Source organism: Bradyrhizobium sp. Pa8 (assembly GCF_052588265.1).
In genome coordinates this window covers 594,811-611,339 of the sequence record NZ_CP176767.1, presented here as the reverse complement: position 1 = coordinate 611,339, position 16,529 = coordinate 594,811, and the positions used below count along the sequence as shown (strand labels likewise).

12 protein-coding genes, 1 tRNA gene and 1 pseudogene are annotated in these 16,529 nt (G+C 65.1%); 4 read left to right on the top strand and 10 right to left on the bottom strand.

Features of this window, described 5'->3' with window-relative positions; translation table 11 throughout:
- Positions 1-19: 19 nt before the first annotated feature.
- Entirely contained in the window at positions 20-1,183 is a 1,164-nt protein-coding gene (locus ACKWRH_RS02840; RefSeq protein ID WP_445219237.1) for a PLP-dependent cysteine synthase family protein, read from the bottom strand.
- A 106-nt stretch (positions 1,184-1,289) separates the two neighbouring features.
- Positions 1,290-1,754, bottom strand: a complete 465-nt coding sequence (locus tag ACKWRH_RS02835; RefSeq protein WP_445219236.1) for an Lrp/AsnC family transcriptional regulator — start codon at positions 1,752-1,754, stop codon at positions 1,290-1,292.
- 163 nt (positions 1,755-1,917) lie between these two features.
- On the opposite strand from ACKWRH_RS02835, the gene ACKWRH_RS02830 reads away from it, so the two are divergent.
- Positions 1,918-2,931: a 1-aminocyclopropane-1-carboxylate deaminase gene (locus ACKWRH_RS02830; RefSeq protein ID WP_028153143.1), complete on the top strand. Its 1,014-nt coding sequence runs from the start codon at positions 1,918-1,920 to the stop codon at positions 2,929-2,931.
- Between the two features lie 178 nt (positions 2,932-3,109).
- Here the strand turns inward: ACKWRH_RS02830 and recQ are convergent, their stop codons facing one another.
- The 5 genes from recQ to ACKWRH_RS02805 all read right to left on the bottom strand — a co-directional run bounded on the left by recQ (position 3,110) and on the right by ACKWRH_RS02805 (position 10,437).
- Positions 3,110-4,975, bottom strand: a complete 1,866-nt coding sequence (gene recQ / locus ACKWRH_RS02825) for a DNA helicase RecQ (RefSeq protein WP_445219235.1) — start codon at positions 4,973-4,975, stop codon at positions 3,110-3,112.
- A gap of 253 nt (positions 4,976-5,228) precedes the next feature.
- Positions 5,229-5,972 (bottom strand): polysaccharide deacetylase family protein, encoded by a 744-nt coding sequence (locus ACKWRH_RS02820; RefSeq protein WP_445219234.1) that lies wholly within the window; start codon positions 5,970-5,972, stop codon positions 5,229-5,231.
- Positions 5,973-6,076: 104 nt separating this feature from the next.
- Positions 6,077-7,078 (bottom strand): homoserine O-succinyltransferase MetA, encoded by a 1,002-nt coding sequence (gene metA, locus ACKWRH_RS02815; RefSeq protein ID WP_445219233.1) that lies wholly within the window; start codon positions 7,076-7,078, stop codon positions 6,077-6,079.
- Between the two features lie 12 nt (positions 7,079-7,090).
- On the bottom strand, positions 7,091-8,392 hold the full coding sequence (locus ACKWRH_RS02810; RefSeq protein ID WP_445219232.1) for an O-acetylhomoserine aminocarboxypropyltransferase/cysteine synthase family protein: 1,302 nt from the start codon (positions 8,390-8,392) through the stop codon (positions 7,091-7,093).
- Positions 8,393-8,862: 470 nt separating this feature from the next.
- A complete protein-coding gene (locus ACKWRH_RS02805) occupies positions 8,863-10,437 on the bottom strand; it encodes an amidase family protein (RefSeq protein ID WP_445219231.1) in 1,575 nt (524 codons plus the stop codon).
- Positions 10,438-10,687: 250 nt separating this feature from the next.
- Between ACKWRH_RS02805 and ACKWRH_RS02800 the strand changes: the two genes are divergently transcribed.
- Both ACKWRH_RS02800 and ACKWRH_RS02795 read left to right on the top strand, forming a co-directional pair.
- Positions 10,688-11,506: a uracil-DNA glycosylase gene (locus ACKWRH_RS02800; RefSeq protein WP_445219230.1), complete on the top strand. Its 819-nt coding sequence runs from the start codon at positions 10,688-10,690 to the stop codon at positions 11,504-11,506.
- Positions 11,503-13,113, top strand: coding sequence for an amidohydrolase family protein (locus ACKWRH_RS02795; protein WP_445219229.1), 1,611 nt, complete (start codon positions 11,503-11,505; stop codon positions 13,111-13,113). Before ACKWRH_RS02800 ends, ACKWRH_RS02795 begins: the two co-directional genes overlap by 4 nt.
- A gap of 7 nt (positions 13,114-13,120) precedes the next feature.
- Here ACKWRH_RS02795 and ACKWRH_RS02790 read toward each other — a convergent pair.
- Positions 13,121-14,154, bottom strand: a pseudogene (locus ACKWRH_RS02790) (aldo/keto reductase).
- A gap of 10 nt (positions 14,155-14,164) precedes the next feature.
- Positions 14,165-15,346 carry an MFS transporter gene (locus ACKWRH_RS02785; RefSeq protein ID WP_445219228.1) on the bottom strand — a complete coding sequence of 394 codons (1,182 nt, stop codon included), beginning with the start codon at positions 15,344-15,346 and terminating at the stop codon, positions 14,165-14,167.
- A 98-nt stretch (positions 15,347-15,444) separates the two neighbouring features.
- On the opposite strand from ACKWRH_RS02785, the gene ACKWRH_RS02780 reads away from it, so the two are divergent.
- A complete protein-coding gene (locus tag ACKWRH_RS02780; RefSeq protein ID WP_445219227.1) occupies positions 15,445-16,398 on the top strand; it encodes a LysR family transcriptional regulator in 954 nt (317 codons plus the stop codon).
- 6 nt (positions 16,399-16,404) lie between these two features.
- On the opposite strand, the gene ACKWRH_RS02775 is transcribed toward ACKWRH_RS02780, so the two are convergent.
- Positions 16,405-16,494 (bottom strand) — tRNA-Ser (locus ACKWRH_RS02775).
- Positions 16,495-16,529 lie beyond the last annotated feature (35 nt).

Genomic DNA, 16,529 nt, shown 5'->3' with positions numbered 1-16,529 from the left:
CACTTCGCTCGAAAACGCTCTATGATGCCTCGGGGCTTGGTACGATCTGTGGATTTGCGACGTCGTCGACGTCGAGCGTCATCGGCACGCCCGTCGTGAGGAACGACGACAGGGCCGCCTCGAACGGCGCAGGATCGAGGCCGCGCCCCTTCAGCCATTCGGGCTCGTAATAGGTCTGCCGGTAGCGCTCGCCGGAATCGCAGATCAGCGTGACCAGCGACCCTGATACGTTGGCCTGTCGCATCTCCGAGGCGAGGCGGCACAGTGCCAGGAAGTTGGTGCCGGTGGAGCCGCCGACCGCGCGGCGCAGCCGGCGCGACAGCACGTTCATCGCCGCGATCGTTGCCGCATCCGGGATCTTCATCATGCGGTCGACCACGCCCGGGACGAAGGAGGGTTCGCAGCGCGGCCGGCCGACGCCCTCGATCAGCGATGGGCGCTCGCAAACGCGGGAGCGGTCCTGCGTGCGGAAGCAGTCGAAGAAGGCGGAATGCTCGACATCGGCGACGCATAGCCGTGTCGGATACTGGCGATAGCGCAAGTACCGTCCGATGGTGGCCGAGGTGCCGCCGGTGCCCGCACCCATAACGATCCAGTCGGGAATCCGACGCGGCTCGCCCTGCAATTGCGTGAAGATCGATTCGGCGATGTTGTTGTTGCCGCGCCAGTCGGTGGCGCGCTCGGCAAAGGTGAACTGGTCCATGTAGTGGCCGTTCAGCCGGGCGGCGAGCGCGGCGGCTTCCGCGTAGAGCGCGCGGCCGTCGTCGATCAGATGGCAGTTACCGCCATAATGCTCGATCGCGGCAATCTTCTCCGCCGAGGTCGTGCACGGCATCACGGCGTAGAAGGGCACGCCGATCATCTGCGCGAAATAGGCTTCCGACACCGCCGTCGAGCCCGACGAGGCCTCGACCACAGGCGTGCCTTCGCGGATGTGCCCGTTGCAGAGCGCGTAGAGGAACAGCGAGCGCGCAAGGCGGTGCTTCAGGCTGCCGGTCGGATGCGTGGACTCATCCTTGAGATAGATGTCGATGCCTGATAGCGCCGGCACGATCAGCCGGATCAGATGCGTGTCAGCCGTGCGGCACTGGTCGGCCTCGATCGCGGCGACGGCCTCGTCCACCCAACCGCGCCGATAGGCCGGCCCGGCCGGATTGAGGTGGCGGAAGGGAAATGTCTGCATCGCCTGAATCTCCCATGATGCGGATCGCGCATCAAGTGCGCTGGATTTTGTCTTGACGCGTTTTATGACGCGAACCGGTTTCCACTTCGCTGGAAAACGCTATGGCTCAAAACTCCAGCGGCGCGTTGTCGACGACCTCCTTCATCACGAAGAAGGTGCGGGTCTGGCGCACGCCGGGCAGCGCGATCAGCTGTTCGCCGTGGATGCGGTTGAAATCCTCCATGTCGCCGACGCGGATCTTGAGGAAATAGTCGAAGTCGCCGGCGACGAGGTGGCAGTCGAGCACGAATTTCAGCCTGGTGATCGCCTGCTCGAAGGTGGCGAAACTCTCCGGGGTCGAGCGGTCGAGCACGACGCCGACCATCACCAGCGTGCCCTTCGCCACCTTCTTCGGCGCGACCATGGCGCGGACCGCGGCGATGAAGCCGTCCTCGAACAGGCGCTGGGTGCGGCGATGGCAGGTGGCGGGGCTGATGGCGACGGTTTCGGCCAGCTCGGCGTTACTAAGCCGGCCGTTATTTTGCAGCAATCTCAACATCTTGAGGTCAGTGCGGTCGAGTCGGGCGGCCATGGAAGAAACTTTCGATCTTTAGCGCAGGTCCGGAAGAAAGTAGATCTATTGGACGCTGAACTGCAAGCTTCGCGACAGTTTCTGCGCAATATTTGAAAGCACATTTGCCCACGGCAGTGCTAGGCGCTTGAGCCAATTCAACGCCAATCGGGATGCCCAAATGATGCTGGACAAATTCGCGCGCTATCCGCTGACCTTCGGCCCGACGCCCATCGAGAAGCTGGAACGGCTGTCGAAGCATCTCGGCGGCAATGTCGAGATCTATGCCAAACGCGAGGACTGCAATTCCGGCCTCGCCTATGGCGGCAACAAGCTGCGCAAGCTCGAATACATCATCCCCGACGCGATCGCCTCGAACGCGGACACGCTGGTCTCAATCGGTGGCGTGCAGTCCAACCACACCCGCATGATCGCCGCGGTCGCCGCCAAGATCGGCATGAAGTGCCGCCTGGTGCAGGAAGCCTGGGTCCCGCACGAGGACGCCGTCTACGATCGCGTCGGCAACATCATGCTGTCGCGCATCATGGGCGCCGACGTGCGCCTGGTCGACGACGGCTTCGACATCGGCATCCGCAAGAGCTGGGAGCAGGCGATCGAGGAGGTGAAGGCGGCGGGCGGCAAGCCTTACGCGATTCCCGCCGGTGCCTCCGTGCACAAATTCGGCGGCCTCGGCTATGTCGGCTTCGCCGAAGAAGTGCGCAAGCAGGAAGCCGAGCTCGGCTTCAAGTTCGACTACATCGTGGTCTGCACCGTCACCGGCTCGACCCATGCCGGCATGCTGGTCGGCTTCGCCGCCGACGGCCGCGCGCGAAAGGTGATCGGCATCGACGCCTCGTTCACGCCGGCGCAAACGAAAGCGCAGGTGCTCTCGATTGCGCAGAACACCGCCAAGCTCGTCGAGCTCGGCAAGGATATCGTCGAAGACGACGTCGTGCTGATCGAGGACTACGCCTATCCCGCCTATGGCGTGCCCTCGGAAGAGACCAAGGAAGCGATCCGCCTCACCGCACGGTTAGAGGCGATGATCACCGATCCTGTCTATGAGGGCAAATCGATGCAAGGCCTGATCGACCTGACCCAGAAGGGCCATTTCGAGAAGGGCGCGAAGATTCTCTACGCCCATCTCGGCGGCGCGCCGGCGCTCAACGGCTACGGCTACGCATTCCGGAACGGCTGAAGCAGCGCCGTACCTCGCGCCTCCACTCGCGGTCGTCCCGGGCAAGCGTAAGCGCAGACCCGGGGCCCATAACCCCAGGGAGATGTTTGGCGAAGAACGTCTCCCCGCGTGCCCCAAGATAAATCACGCGGTATGGATCCCGGATCTGCGCTCCGCTTGTCCGGGATGACGAGAAGCCCTACCGCGTCCTGACGATCTGGAGCAGCTCGTCGCCGTAATGCTCAAGCTTCTTGTCGCCGATGCCGGGCACGTTGCGGAGCTCGTCCAGCGTCGTCGGCCAGGCCCGGACGATGCCGTCGATGGTGGCATCGTGCAGCACGACATAGGCCGGTACGCCCCGTTCGCGCGCGATGTCCGAACGCCAGGACCTCAGCCGCGCACGCAATTCGGGATCGACATCGCCCTGCGGCGCGTTGGCCGCAGGCGCGAGGTCACCACGGCGGGATTTCGTCCGGCTCGCGCGAACACGCGTGCCCGGCGCTTCCTCGCGCAGCCACACCTCGGTCTCGCCACGTAGCACGCCGCGCGCGCTCTCCGTCAGCTTCAGCGCACCGAACGCCTCGCTGTCGCTGTACAAATGCCCCATCGCCACCAGCTGCCGCAGCACCGTGCGCCACTGCTTCTCGTTCAGCTCGCGCCCGATGCCGAACACGGACAATTTGTCGTGGCCGAACTGCGTCACCTTTTCGGTGAGGCGGCCAATCAGGACGTCGATCAGCTGCATCGCACCGAAACGCTGCCCGGTGCGATAGGCGCAGGACAGCAGCTTCTGCGCCAGCACCTTGCCGTCGCGCATCTTGGGAGGCGTCAGGCAATTGTCGCAATTGCCGCAATTGTTCGCTGTCTCCGCCTCGCCGAAATAGGCGAGCAGCCGCTTGCGCCGGCACTGCGCGGTCTCCGCGAGGCCGACCAGTGCGTCGAGCTTGCCGATCGACACCCGCTTGAAATCGTCAGAACCGCTGGACTCGTCGATCATGCGGCGCTGCTGCACGATGTCGGAGAGACCATAGGCCATCCAGGCCGCCGACGGCTTGCCGTCGCGCCCCGCGCGCCCCGTCTCCTGATAATAGGCCTCGATGCTCTTCGGCAGATCGAGATGGGCGACGAAGCGCACGTCGGGCTTGTCGATGCCCATGCCGAAGGCGATGGTCGCGACGATGACGATGCCGTCCTCGTTGAGGAACCGGTCCTGGTTGCGCGAGCGTATGCTGCTGTCGAGCCCGGCGTGATAGGGCAGCGCCGCAATGCCGGCGTCGTCGAGCGCGGCGGCAACCTCCTCGACGCGATTGCGCGACAGGCAATAGACCACGCCGGCGTCGCCGGCATGCCGCTCCCGGATGAATTCTTTCAGCTGCGACACCGCGTTGCGCTTGTCGACGATCTCGTAGCGGATATTCGGGCGGTCGAAGCTGGAGACGAATTGCGGGCTGTCGGCGAGCCGGAGGCGCTCGACGATCTCCTTGCGGGTCAGCTCGTCGGCGGTCGCGGTCAGCGCGATGCGCGGAACGTTGGGGAAGCGCTCGGCGATGATGGAGAGGCCGACATATTCGGGACGGAAGTCATGGCCCCATTGCGAGACGCAATGCGCCTCGTCGATCGCGAACAGCGCGACCTTCGCCTGCGCCAGCAGCGACAGGCAGCGCGGCGTCACCAGGCGTTCCGGCGCGACATAGAGCAGGTCGAGATCGCCCGCGATCAGGCGGCGCTCGATGTCGGAAGCTTCCTGCAGTGTCAGCGACGAGTTCAGCGCCGCGGCGTTGACCCCGGCTTCGAGCAGGCCGGCGACCTGGTCGCGCATCAGCGCGATCAACGGCGAGACCACGATGCCGCAGCCTTCGCGCAGCAGTGACGGCAGTTGATAGCAGAGCGACTTGCCGCCGCCGGTCGGCATCAAGACCAGGCAATTGCCGCCATCCGTGACGTGCCGGATGATCTCGCCCTGTGCACCGCGGAACCCTGGCAAGCCGAACACCGAATGCAGCACCGACAGCGCGTCGCGGCCGTTGGCCGGCGCAGGCAGCGGGGCGGTGGAGGGAGCGGACATGGGCGCGTCGGTGCAAGGCCGTAGGATTCGTCACAAGGCCAGTCGCATGACCGCGCGGGCATGGCAAGACCGTTTGGATGGCAGGTGGGCCCCTTTCCCTCTCCCCTTGCGGGAGAGGGTGGATCGCCGCGCAGCGGCGAGACGGGTGAGGGCTATCTATCCGCGGATTCGGTAAAGCTTGTTCTGCGGAGACATACCCCTCATCCGGCGCTCCGCGCCACCTTCTCCCGCAAGGGGAGAAGGAAGAAGAAAGCTACGCCCCGATCCGTCGCAGCGCTTCCGCCACCGTCACGATCGGCATGTCGCGCTTCCCGGCCGCCTCCAGCGCGTGGCGCATCAGGTGCGGCGTGCAGCCATAGGGGCTTGGCGCGTCGGCGACGTCGTGGCCGTAGAAGATCAGCCATCCGCCGCTTGCCACCGCCTCGTCGAAATAGCGATCGACGCCCGCAATATCGATCTCGCGATCGACCAGAGGCGAGGCTCGCAGGAACTGCAGGTCGATGACGTCGCGATTGACGCCGGGAAGGATGCCGCGCGCCGAGCGAAAGGCCTTTGCAAGTTGCGGCTTGCGCCAGACCGAGGCGATTCCATAGGGGTAGGCGAAGTTCTCCAGCACGATCGAGGAATCGATACCGTGGAAATGGCTGCGGTTACGCTCGATCTCGCGCGCCATGGCGGCCTCGTCGAGATCGGCCGAGCTCTGGTGCGAAAAGGTATGGCAGGCAATCTCGTGACCGGCCTGGTGAAGCCGCACGATCGCGTCATTCGACAGGCCGTGCCAATGATCCGACGGGCGATCGATCAGGCTGCCGGCAAGGTAGAACGTGCCGCGGCCGCCATGCGTCTCCAGAAGCGCGGCGCCCTCGCCTGCGGCGCTATCGGGCGCGTCGTCAAACGTGAAGCTCACCATCGGCGCAAGCGCAGGCAGCCGGTGCGGCGCGGCACGGAAATGCCGGGCCAGCCGATTGCTCACGCGTCCCTGGAATGCCGACCACACGACTGCGTTTCCCGCGATTCCCTATTCTCTACTGAAACATTCGTGCGCTGGTAGAGGCAAGCCTAACGCCCGGGTAATCCTAATGCGGAACCAACGCCCTTCGTCTAGCGTGCCAGGACCGAAATATCGGCTTCCGCACCGAGATATTGCAGCCAGTTGCGGAAAAGCGCCGCCGCGGCGCTGCCGGCGGCGATATCGGCGCGCAGATTCAGCGCAGGCAGTTCGTTGGTGAGCGCCGGGTGGCGCTGGTGGGTCGCCTTCTTTTCGAAGCGGGCGAGCTTCTCTTCAGTCGCTGCGTCAAAATAACTCACGGGCAGGTGCGGATAAGTCTCGCGCTCGCGCGCGAGATAGCGGCCGATATCGCGCAGATATTCGCGCTGGAGCGACAGCGCATCGTATTCCGGGTGGCCCTGGAAGAACACGAAGCGGCTGGCATATTGCCTGACGAAGATATCAACGCCGGCCTTTGCCGAACGCGTCAGCACCTGATAGCCGGCCTGCGTGAGGTCGCTCTCGGCGATCTCGTTCAGGCGGGAATGCGAGACCTTGAGGGGCGCCGGCGCAGCGCGCGTCAGCGGATCCTTCGTCGCAGCTTCGCAGTCGAAAATGCCGTGACATTTGGCCGGGAGCCGCCGCCGCGCGATGCTGTCGAGATGCAGCACCGCCGCATGCGCGGCGAGGCACGACCAGATCGTCGAGCGCGTGTTGACCTTGGCCCAGTCGATCAGGTCGGTGAGGTCGCGCCAATACGGCTCCTGGTCGAGCTCGGGCGCGACCGGCTCGGCGCCGGTCACGATCAGCCCGTCGAACTTGTGGTGCCTGAGCTCGCTGAGTTCCGAATATTCGCTCTCGACATGCCACTTCGCCTCGGGCGACCGCTTCACCGAGGGCAGCGAGAAACAATGGAAGCGGATGCGGCGCGGACCTGCGGCCGCCTGGAGCAGCCGCATGAACTGCCGCTCGGTCGCCTTCAGCGCCGGATCCGGCATGTTGTTCATCAGACCGATCGTGAGATCGGCGAAACCGTGGTCGCGCGCGAGATCGCCCTCGGCCGGTACCAGCGCCGGGCTCGATATACCTTGATCCCTGTCGATCAAGATCGTCATCGGCGCCGTCGCCTACTCCGCGGCCTGGAGGCGTGCCGACGGGCAGGCCTTCTCGAGCGCCTGGTCGATGTCCTCGATGATATCTGCGGAATGCTCGATGCCGATCGAGAGGCGGATCGTCTCCGGCAGCACGCCGGCGACGCGCTGCTGCTCCGCCGACATCTGCCGGTGGGTGGTCGAGGCCGGATGGCACGCCAGCGACTTGGCATCGCCGATATTGACCAGACGCGTGATCAGCTTCAGCGCATCGTAGAAGGTCTTGCCAGCCTCCATGCCGCCCTTGATGCCGAAGGTGAACAGCGAGGAAGCATTACCGTCGAGGTATTTCTGAACGAGCGGATAATAGGGGCTGTCCGGAAAGCCGGTGTAGTTGACCCAGGCAACGCGCGAGTCCTTGCGCAGGAATTCGGCGACCTTGCGCGCGTTCTCGACGTGGCGCTCCATGCGCAGCGCGACGGTCTCAATGCCCTGGAGCAGCAGGAAGGCGTTGAACGGCGACAGCACCGAACCCATGGTGCGCTGATAGACGCTGCGGGCGCGCTCGATATAGGCGGTCCGGCCGAAGCGCTCGGCATAGACGAGACCGTGATAGGAGACGTCGGGCTTGTTGTAGGCCGGGAAGCGGTCGGCGTGCCTGGCCCAGGGGAAGTTTCCGGAATCGACGATGGCGCCGCCGAGCGTGGTGCCGTGGCCGCCCAGGAACTTGGTCAGCGAATGCACGGCGATGTCGGCGCCGTAGTCGAACGGCTTGAGCAGGATCGGGGTCGCGACGGTGTTGTCGACGATCAGCGGTACGCCATGCGCATGCGCGATCTTGGCGAGAGCCTCGATGTCGCAGACGTTGCCGGCGGGATTGCCGATGGTTTCGGCGAACACGGCGCGCGTGTTCTCGTCGATCAGTTTTGCGATCACATCCGGCTTGTCGCTCTCGGCGAAACGGCCGGTGATGCCCTGCCGCGGTAGGATGTGCGAGAGCAGCGTGTGCGTGGTGCCGTAGAGCTGCGGCACGGAAACGATGTTGCCGCCGTGATCGGCGACGTTGACGAAGGTGAAATGCAGCGCAGCCTGGCCGGTCGCAACCGCGAGCGCGCCGACGCCGCCTTCAAGCTGCGCGATACGCTTCTCCAGCACCGCGCTGGTCGGATTGGCGATGCGGCTGTAGCGAAAACCTTCGGCCTCGAGATTGAATAGCGCGGCGCCGTGATCGGCGCTGTCGAAGGCATAGGCCGCGGTCTGGTAGATAGGCACCGCAACCGCATGCGTGGTGGCTTCGGGCTCGTAGCCGGCGTGAATAGCGATCGTCTCGTTGCGCATCGTGCCACCTCCGCGTGGAGCGGGCCGCACTTATTGGCCTGTATGAGGCATGTGCGTTGTCCGCCGTTCCTCTGTTAGAGGCGGGTGGTAAAGCGGACAATAATTCGCCTAGAGATCGAGGAAGTAACCCTAACGGTTGTTGGTGAATTGGCTAAAACTTGAATCGAATTGGATTAATGAATTGCTGCGAGTCAGCGCGGCAATGACGGTGCTTTCCCTTCTCCCCTTGCGGGAGAAGGTGGCATAGGCGGCCTTCGGCCGCCGTTCTTAAGAACGCCGAAGCGAAGCTTCGGCTATGGCGCCGGATGAGGGGTATCTATCCATACGGATAAATGCTCGCCTGTGGGGAGAGACCCTCACCCGTCTCGCCGCTTTGCCATAGCCGATGCAAAGCATCGGCGTTCTAAGGACGACGGCCGAAGGCCGCCTATGCCACCTTCGCCCACAAGGGGAGAGGGTGAGAGTACACCCTACTCCATCGTCTCCCAGAGCCGGTGAGCGAGCACACCGGCACGCTTCTCGATCGCGGCCGCCGCATCGAGCGCCAGGTCCTCGCGATAGCGGCCGGCGATCAGCTGCACGCCGATCGGCTTGCCGTCATCCAGGGTCACCGGCACCACCGCGCCGGGCAGGCCCAGCACGTTGATGGCAGAGATGAAGCGGATCTCGCCCCAGAAGATTTCTTTCACGCGCTCGGCGCTGACGGTGTCGTCGCGCGGTCCCGGCGTCGGCTTCACCGTGGTCGGCGCCAGCACGACCGGATACTCCTCGAAGAACAATTGCCAGGCGCGGATATGGCCGTTGCGTGCGGCCGTCGCCTGCATCCAGGCCTTGAGATCGAGCACATTGGCCTTGGTCTTCATGCCGCCCCAGGCCTTGTGGAAGTCCTCGGACGTCACCTTCAGCATGCCGGCCTCCTGCATCACCACGGTCTCGTTGGTGATGATGTCGCACCAGGTCTGCCAGACGCCGTCGATGTCGGGGACATCGACCTCGGTCACGCGATAGCCGGAACGCTCGAGGTGATCGGCGGCCTGACGCAGCGCCGCACGGACGGACGGATCGACGTCCATATCCTCCGGGATCCTGGCCAGTGCGACCTTGATCGGTCCCTTCGGCTTCGGCCCGGCCAGCGGCGCCGGTACCCACCAGGGATCGCGCGGATCGCGTTGGCTCATCACATCGAGCGCGAGGCGGACGTCGCCGACGTGACGGGCGAGCGGGCCCTGCGCCGACATCAGATGCGCCAGCATCGGCCGCTCCGCGGTTGCGCTGCCGTTGAAGGCGGGGATGCGGCCCTGCGTCGGCTTGATGGTGGCGACGCCATTGCAATGGGCCGGCCAGCGCAGCGAGCCGCCGATGTCGTTGCCATGGGCGATGGTGCCGATGCCGGCGGCGACCGCCGAGCCCGCTCCGCCCGAGGAACCGCCGCAGGTGATGTTCGGGTCCCAGGGATTCAGCGTCAGCCCGTGCAGCGGATTGTCGGTGAAGCCGCGGAAGGAGAATTCCGGCGTGTTGGTGAGGCCGATGACGATCGCACCGGCTTTTTTGAGATTGCGCACCACGGGCGAGTCCGACGGCGCGACAAAATCCTTGTTGGCGGGCACGCCGTTGAAATTCGGCCGGCCTTCGTAGTCGACGTTCTCCTTGATCGTGATGGGCACGCCGTGCAGCAGGCCGAGTTCGCGGCCCTTAGCGCGCTGCTTGTCGGCCGCATGCGCAGCCTTCAGCGCTTCCTCGCTGAGATCGACGACAACCGCGTTCAGCCGCGGATTGACGGCGCGCATCCGTTCGAGATGCGCCTCGACGGTCTCGACCGCGGAGATCGCGCCGTTGCGGATCGCGGCTGCGGTGTCGACCGCGGACCATTGCCAGACCGGACCTTTCGGACGGCGTGCCGTGGCCGACTTACGCGGTGCCGGCTTCTTGACCGTCTTCTTGGCTGCCTTCGCAACGGCTACCTTGCGGGCGGTGCTCGTCTTGACCGAGGTCTTCGTTACTTTCCGTGCAACACTTTTCTTCTTGGTCGCCGTCTTCTTCGCCACGCCGCATCTCCAAAAAATTGCGCAGCGGAAGTTAAGGAGATCACGCGAGCGTGTACAGGCTCGTTTCTGCATGGCGCGTCGCCGCGACCCTCTGCCACGGGCCGGCGCGAGAGACGCGGATGAACCTTTGGCCCCGCTCTCCTGACCCATATACTGGTTGAATGGTGGAACAAACCACCGCCAAGATTGTGCGATGGCGATCAGGTTTTTGACGTAGCTATTCTGACAGCGACACATCGGAGCATTTGCCATGCTCGTGAAATTCGACAGCGGATACGACCAGCAACCATTTCGCGATCTGTGTGCTGACTATCCGGCCGCTGAAACCTACGATCCCAACGATTTCCGGATTGAATGGGGGCCGATCTTTCACCGCGGCCGGCTCGACGGATCGGCGCGTGTGCTCATCGTCGGTCAGGATCCCGCCCAGCACGAGACGATCGTCCGCCGGATCCTGGTCGGCACCGCGGGGCGCCGCACTCAGGGCTTTCTCGCCAAGCTCGGCATCACTCGGAGCTACGTGATGGTGAACACCTTCCTGTACAGCGTCTACGGGCAGAGCGGCGGCAACAAGCACAAGAACGAGCCCGGCATCGTCGACTATCGCAACAAATGGTTCAAGGCCGTGCTCGCGCCCGGCAATATCGAGGCCGTTGTCTCGCTCGGCGGCCTCGCCGACGAGGCGTGGAAGGCCTGGCTCAAGACGTCCGACGGCGCGGCCTACAAGACCCTCGCCTATCAGCACATCACCCACCCGACCTGGCCGGAAAGCTCGGCCCACGATAACGCGACGCGGGCCGCGAACACCAAGATCATGCTGACCAAGTGGAATGCCGCGCTCGCGGCTCTCGCACCTGGGGTCCAGCATCCCGACGTGCCGACGACGCTTGTGCCATATGGCGACGCCTTCAAACCGAGCGAGCTCTTCGACATCATCGCGAAGGATCTCCCGGCGGGCCTGCCGGCCTGGATGCGCGGAGACACGCCATGGGCCGTGCGCCAGGGCGCCGACGCGGCCACCAAGCGGCGCACGATCACGATCACCATCCCCGACGGAGTGATCCCATGAGCCCGGCTGCCAACCCGAAGCGATGGGCACTGAGCGGGCGGATCGTGACGATGACCGCTGAGGGCGACGTCATCAAGAGCGGGACGATCTTCATCGAGGACAATCGCATCGCCGCGATCGTACCCAAGGGACAGCCGGCCCCGGCAGGCTTCGAGGCCGTCGTTGCAGTGGCGACCGGCGGCACCATCTATCCTGGCCTGATCGAGCTGCATAATCACCTGAGCTACAACATCCTGCCGCTCTGGCGCGTGCCGCAGCCCTACGGCAATCGCGACCAATGGCAGAATGCCAAATCGTACAAGACGTCGGTGACCGGCCCCATGAGCGCGATCGCGCTGGCCGACGACGGCTCGCTGCTGCCCGCCCTGGTTCGCTACGTCGAAGCCAAGTGCATGGTCGCGGGCACCACCACTAGCCAGGGGATCACGCTGTCGAACTGGAGCGGCACGATCCACAAATATTACAAGGGCGCGCTGCGCGCCGCAGAGATCGGCAGCCCGCCCGATCTGCCGCGGGCACACTCGAAGATTCCCGACATCGATGCCGAAGACTGGGCGAAGTTCGACCACGAGCTGAAATCGTCATCGTGCTTCCTGCTGCATCTCAGCGAAGGCATCGACACCAAGGCGCATAGCCACTTCCTCGCCTTGCGAAATTCCGAGGGGGATTGGGCGATCGAGCCGTCGCTGGCCGGCATTCATTGCACGGCACTCGATGCGACCGACTTCGGAACGATGGCCGAAAACCATGCCAAGGTGGTCTGGTCTCCCCTGAGCAATCTGCTGCTCTACGGAAAGACGACCGATGTCGTTGCCGCGCGCACGGCCGGCCTCACCATTGCGCTCGGCTCGGACTGGTCGCCGTCCGGCAGCAAGAACCTGCTCGGCGAGCTGAAGGCGGCCAAAGTCGTGTCCGCGCATTTCAATCTCGGCTTCAGCGACTACGACATCGTCTCGATGGCGACGCGCAATCCGGCCGCGATCCTCAAATGGGATGCGAAGCTGGGAACGATCGCCAATGGCAAATTCGCCGACCTTCTGGTCGTGAAGGGGGTCACCGGCGATCCCTACGCTCATCTGATCAAGTCGCGCGAGCAGGACATCGTTCTGGTCACCATCGGCGGACGAGCCCGTTATGGGACGAAGACGGTCATGCAGAAGGCGGGCGGAATCGGCGAAGCGCTCAAGATCGGCAGCAGCGCACGGGTGATCGACTTCACCTCGCCCGACCAGGATCCCGGGATCGAGAAGATCACGCTGGCGGAGGCGACGAGCCGCCTCCGCGCCGCGCTCGGCAATCTCGGCACGCTGCAACCGCACAGCCTCGCCATGAGTGACGCGATCGCCCGCGGAACGGTGTCGCGGACCGGATGGCGTCTCGCGCTCGACGAGCAGTTCGGCAACAACGTCCAATTACGCCCGCGGCTGGAATATAACGGCGTCAGGACCGGTCCGGATTTGGCGGCGGTCGCGGCAGCGGCCGAGCCGCTGCACCCGATCAAGCTGGATGGCCTCACGGTATCAGGCGATCCCGCGTTTCTGGACACGCTGAAGAGCGAACCTAACCTTCCCCAGGGCATCGGCGCCGCAATTGCCGCCTTTTATTAGTTGTCCATCACACCAACGGCGGATTGAGGCGCGCAAAGCCCTCCTGGATGCGATAGGGGTAGTAGGGATAAGGCGGCATCACGGCGCTGACCTCGTCGAGACGCGCGATCTGCGCAGCGCTCAGCGACCAGCCAACCGCGCCGAGATTGTCGCGCAACTGCGCTTCGTCGCGGGCGCCGACGATCACCGAGGAGACGGTGGGGCGCGACAGCAGCCAGGCAATCGCGATTTGCGGCACGGTGCGGCCGGTCTCCGCGGCGATCGTATCAAGCACGTCGACGATTGCATAAAGCCGCTCGTCGTCCACGGGCGGGCCGAACTGCGCGGTGGCGTGCAGACGGCTGCTCGCAGGGAGCGGCTCGCCGCGCCGAATCTTGCCCGTGAGCCGGCCCCAGCCGAGCGGGCTCCAGACCAGCGCGCCGACGCCCTGGTCGCGTGCGAGCGGCATCAGCTCCCATTCGTAGTCGCGGCCGAGCAGCGAATAATAAACCTGATGCGCGACATGGCGCGGCCAGCCGTGCCGGTCGGCGATGGAGAGCGACTTCATCAGCTGCCAGCCGGCGAAATTGGAGACACCGACATAGCGCAGCTTGCCGGCGCGTACGAGCGCATCGAGGGTGGACAACACCTCCTCGATCGGCGTGAACGCATCGAAGGCGTGAAGCTGGAGCAGATCGAGGTAATCGGTGCCGAGCCGCCGCAGCGCAGCTTCGACCGAGGCGACCAGACGATACCGCGAAGAGCCGGCATCGAGCGGACCGTCCCCCATCGGCAGGCTCATCTTGGTGGAATCAACACCTTGTCGCGGCGTCCCTTGATTGCGGCGCCGAGGATTTCCTCGGATGCGCCGTTCGAATAGACGTCGGCGCTGTCGAACAGATCGACGCCGGCATCGAGGCAGATGTCGACCAGTCTGCGCGCTTCGTCAGCGCCGCTGCGGCCCCAGGCCGAGAACAGCGGGCCGTGGCCGCCAAACGTGCCGGTGCCGAAGCTGAGGACGGGTACCCTGAGGCCGGAGGCGCCGAGATTGCGATATTCCATGATCATTCTCCTATTCCGCCGGGCACGCCGTGACTGCGGCCTGCGCTCGATCGAGCTGAAGGCTCCATAGCGCGAGCACGAGACCGACGGCCGTGATGCCGGCCGCGATCAGCGGCAGCGCGGAGAGACCGAGCCCGCGGTCGATGGTGACGCCGCCCGCCCAGGCGCCGAGCGCGTTGCCGAGATTGAAGGCGGCGATGTTGAGGCTGGACGCGAGCGTGCGGCCGCTGGGGCCGGCGGCTTCCAGTACGCGAAGCTGGAGCGGCGCGACGGTCGCAAAGGCCGCGATGCCGAGCAGCAGGATCAGCGCGATGGCTGCGGTCTTGACCGACAGCACGGCAGCAAGGCCAAGCAGCACGATGGCGAGCGCGGCGAGCGTGCCGATCAGGGCACGCGCAAGGCCGCGATCGGCGAGCTTGCCGCCGGCGACGTTGCCGATCGCGAGACCCGCGCCGAACACCAGCAGGATCGGCGACACCGCGGCTTCCGAGAAACCGGTGAAGCGCGTCAGGATCGGCTGGATATAGGTGAAGACGACGAACAGGCCGGCAAAACCGAACACGGTCATGGCGAGGCCGAGCAGCACCTGCGGACGGCCGAGCACCGCGATCTCCTCGGAGAGCGAGATCGGCTTGTCGCCATTGCCGACATGGCCGGGCACAAGCGCCGCCACCACCGCAAAGGCGATCACGCCGATCACCGTCACCGCCCAGAACGCCGCGCGCCAGCCGAGCATCAGGCCGAACCAGGCGCCGAAGGGCACGCCCAGGAGCGTCGCGACCGTCAGGCCGATGAACATGGTCGCAATCGCCGACGCGCGCTTGTCCTCCGCGACGAGGCTGGTGGCTACCACCGAGCCGACGCCGAAGAAGGTGCCGTGGGCGAGCGAGGTCAGCACCCGCGCCGCCATCAGCAATTCGTAGTTCGGCGCCAGCGCGCAAGCGGCATTGCCGAGCGTGAAGATCGCCATCAGGGCGAGAAGAACGGTTTTCCGCGGCATCCGCCGCGTCGCCAGCGTCAGGACAGGCGCGCCGACGAAGACGCCGAGCGCATAGCCGGAGATCAGTAGCCCCGCGACCGGCACGGAGACGTGCATGTCCGTGGCGACCTGGAGCAGCAGGCCCATGATGATGAACTCGGTGGTGCCGATGCCGAAGGCACCGGCGGTGAGGGCGAGGACGGCGGGAGGCATGCGTGGCTCCAATGCGAGGGACGAGCCACGCAGATAGCCGCAGCGCAACAAAACCATTAGGATGTCCGCAATCCAATCATTTGTGACATGAATTCAACATGGCCCGTTTCGACACCAACCGCTCCGCCGAGATGGAGGTTTTCGTCCGCGTCGTCGATCTCGGCGGATTCACCCAGGCAGCGCGAAAACTGCGCCTGACGCCGTCAGGCGTCAGCAAGCTGATCTCGCGGCTGGAGACGCGCCTCGGCTCGCGGCTGATCAACCGCACCACGCGCAAGCTGACGCTGACGGAGGAGGGCCAGGCCTTCTACCAGCGCGCCGTGCGCATCCTTGGAGAGATGGAAGAGGCCGAGCGTGAGGCGGCTTCAGGGGCGGCGCCGCGCGGCCGCCTCACGGTCAACTGCAACATTCCCTTCGGCATGCTGCACGTCCTACCGCTGATTCCCCGCTTCCTGGAACGGCATCCCGAGGTCACACTCGATCTCGTGCTAACCGACACGCTGATCGACCTGATGCAGGAACGGGCCGATATTGCCATCCGCGTCGGGCCCCTGAAAGCTTCACGCCTGGTCGCGCGAAAGCTCGGCACCAGCCGCATGGTCGTCGTCGGCACCCCAAACTATCTGGCGCGCTTCGGCACGCCAAAGACGCCGGCGGATCTCACTGAGCACCGCGGCATCGGCTGGACCTTTCCGCGCATCCGCGGCGGCTGGCCATTCCGGCGCGGCGACCACACCGAGGAAGCCATGCCGCCACCAGCCGCCCGCGCCAGCGACGGCGAAATCGCCCGCCGCCTCGCCCTCGGCGGCGTCGGCCTCGCCCGCCTCGCCCTCTTCCACATCGGCCCCGACATCGAAGCCGGCCGTCTCGTCCCCGTGCTGCAAAGCTACAATCCCGGTGACCGCGAAGACATCCACGCCGTCTATGTCGGCCACACCGCGCCCCTGCCCGCGCGCGTGCGCGCGTTCATCGATTTTCTCGCCGAGCATGTGCGGGTGAGCGACCCCGCGCTGAAGCGGGTCGGGGATGGCAAATGGAAGTTGGCGGGATGAGGCCAATGGCGGAGAGAGTGGGATTCGAACCCACGGTACGGTTTCCCGCACACACGCTTTCCAAGCGTGCGCCTTAAGCCACTCGGCCATCTCTCCGGAGCGCCCTCTCTTGAAGGGGAGCCGATGATTTT

What these genes read in the sequence shown, in the direction of transcription:
- ACKWRH_RS02840 (WP_445219237.1), bottom strand. Translation starts at nt 1,183, where the DNA reads ATGCAGACATTTCCCTTCCGCCACCTCAATCCGGCCGGGCCGGCCTAT.
- ACKWRH_RS02835 (WP_445219236.1), bottom strand. Translation starts at nt 1,754, where the DNA reads ATGGCCGCCCGACTCGACCGCACTGACCTCAAGATGTTGAGATTGCTG.
- ACKWRH_RS02830 (WP_028153143.1), top strand. Translation starts at nt 1,918, where the DNA reads ATGCTGGACAAATTCGCGCGCTATCCGCTGACCTTCGGCCCGACGCCC.
- recQ (WP_445219235.1), bottom strand. Translation starts at nt 4,975, where the DNA reads ATGTCCGCTCCCTCCACCGCCCCGCTGCCTGCGCCGGCCAACGGCCGC.
- metA (WP_445219233.1), bottom strand. Translation starts at nt 7,078, where the DNA reads ATGACGATCTTGATCGACAGGGATCAAGGTATATCGAGCCCGGCGCTG.
- ACKWRH_RS02810 (WP_445219232.1), bottom strand. Translation starts at nt 8,392, where the DNA reads ATGCGCAACGAGACGATCGCTATTCACGCCGGCTACGAGCCCGAAGCC.
- ACKWRH_RS02800 (WP_445219230.1), top strand. Translation starts at nt 10,688, where the DNA reads ATGCTCGTGAAATTCGACAGCGGATACGACCAGCAACCATTTCGCGAT.
- ACKWRH_RS02795 (WP_445219229.1), top strand. Translation starts at nt 11,503, where the DNA reads ATGAGCCCGGCTGCCAACCCGAAGCGATGGGCACTGAGCGGGCGGATC.
- ACKWRH_RS02785 (WP_445219228.1), bottom strand. Translation starts at nt 15,346, where the DNA reads ATGCCTCCCGCCGTCCTCGCCCTCACCGCCGGTGCCTTCGGCATCGGC.
- ACKWRH_RS02780 (WP_445219227.1), top strand. Translation starts at nt 15,445, where the DNA reads ATGGCCCGTTTCGACACCAACCGCTCCGCCGAGATGGAGGTTTTCGTC.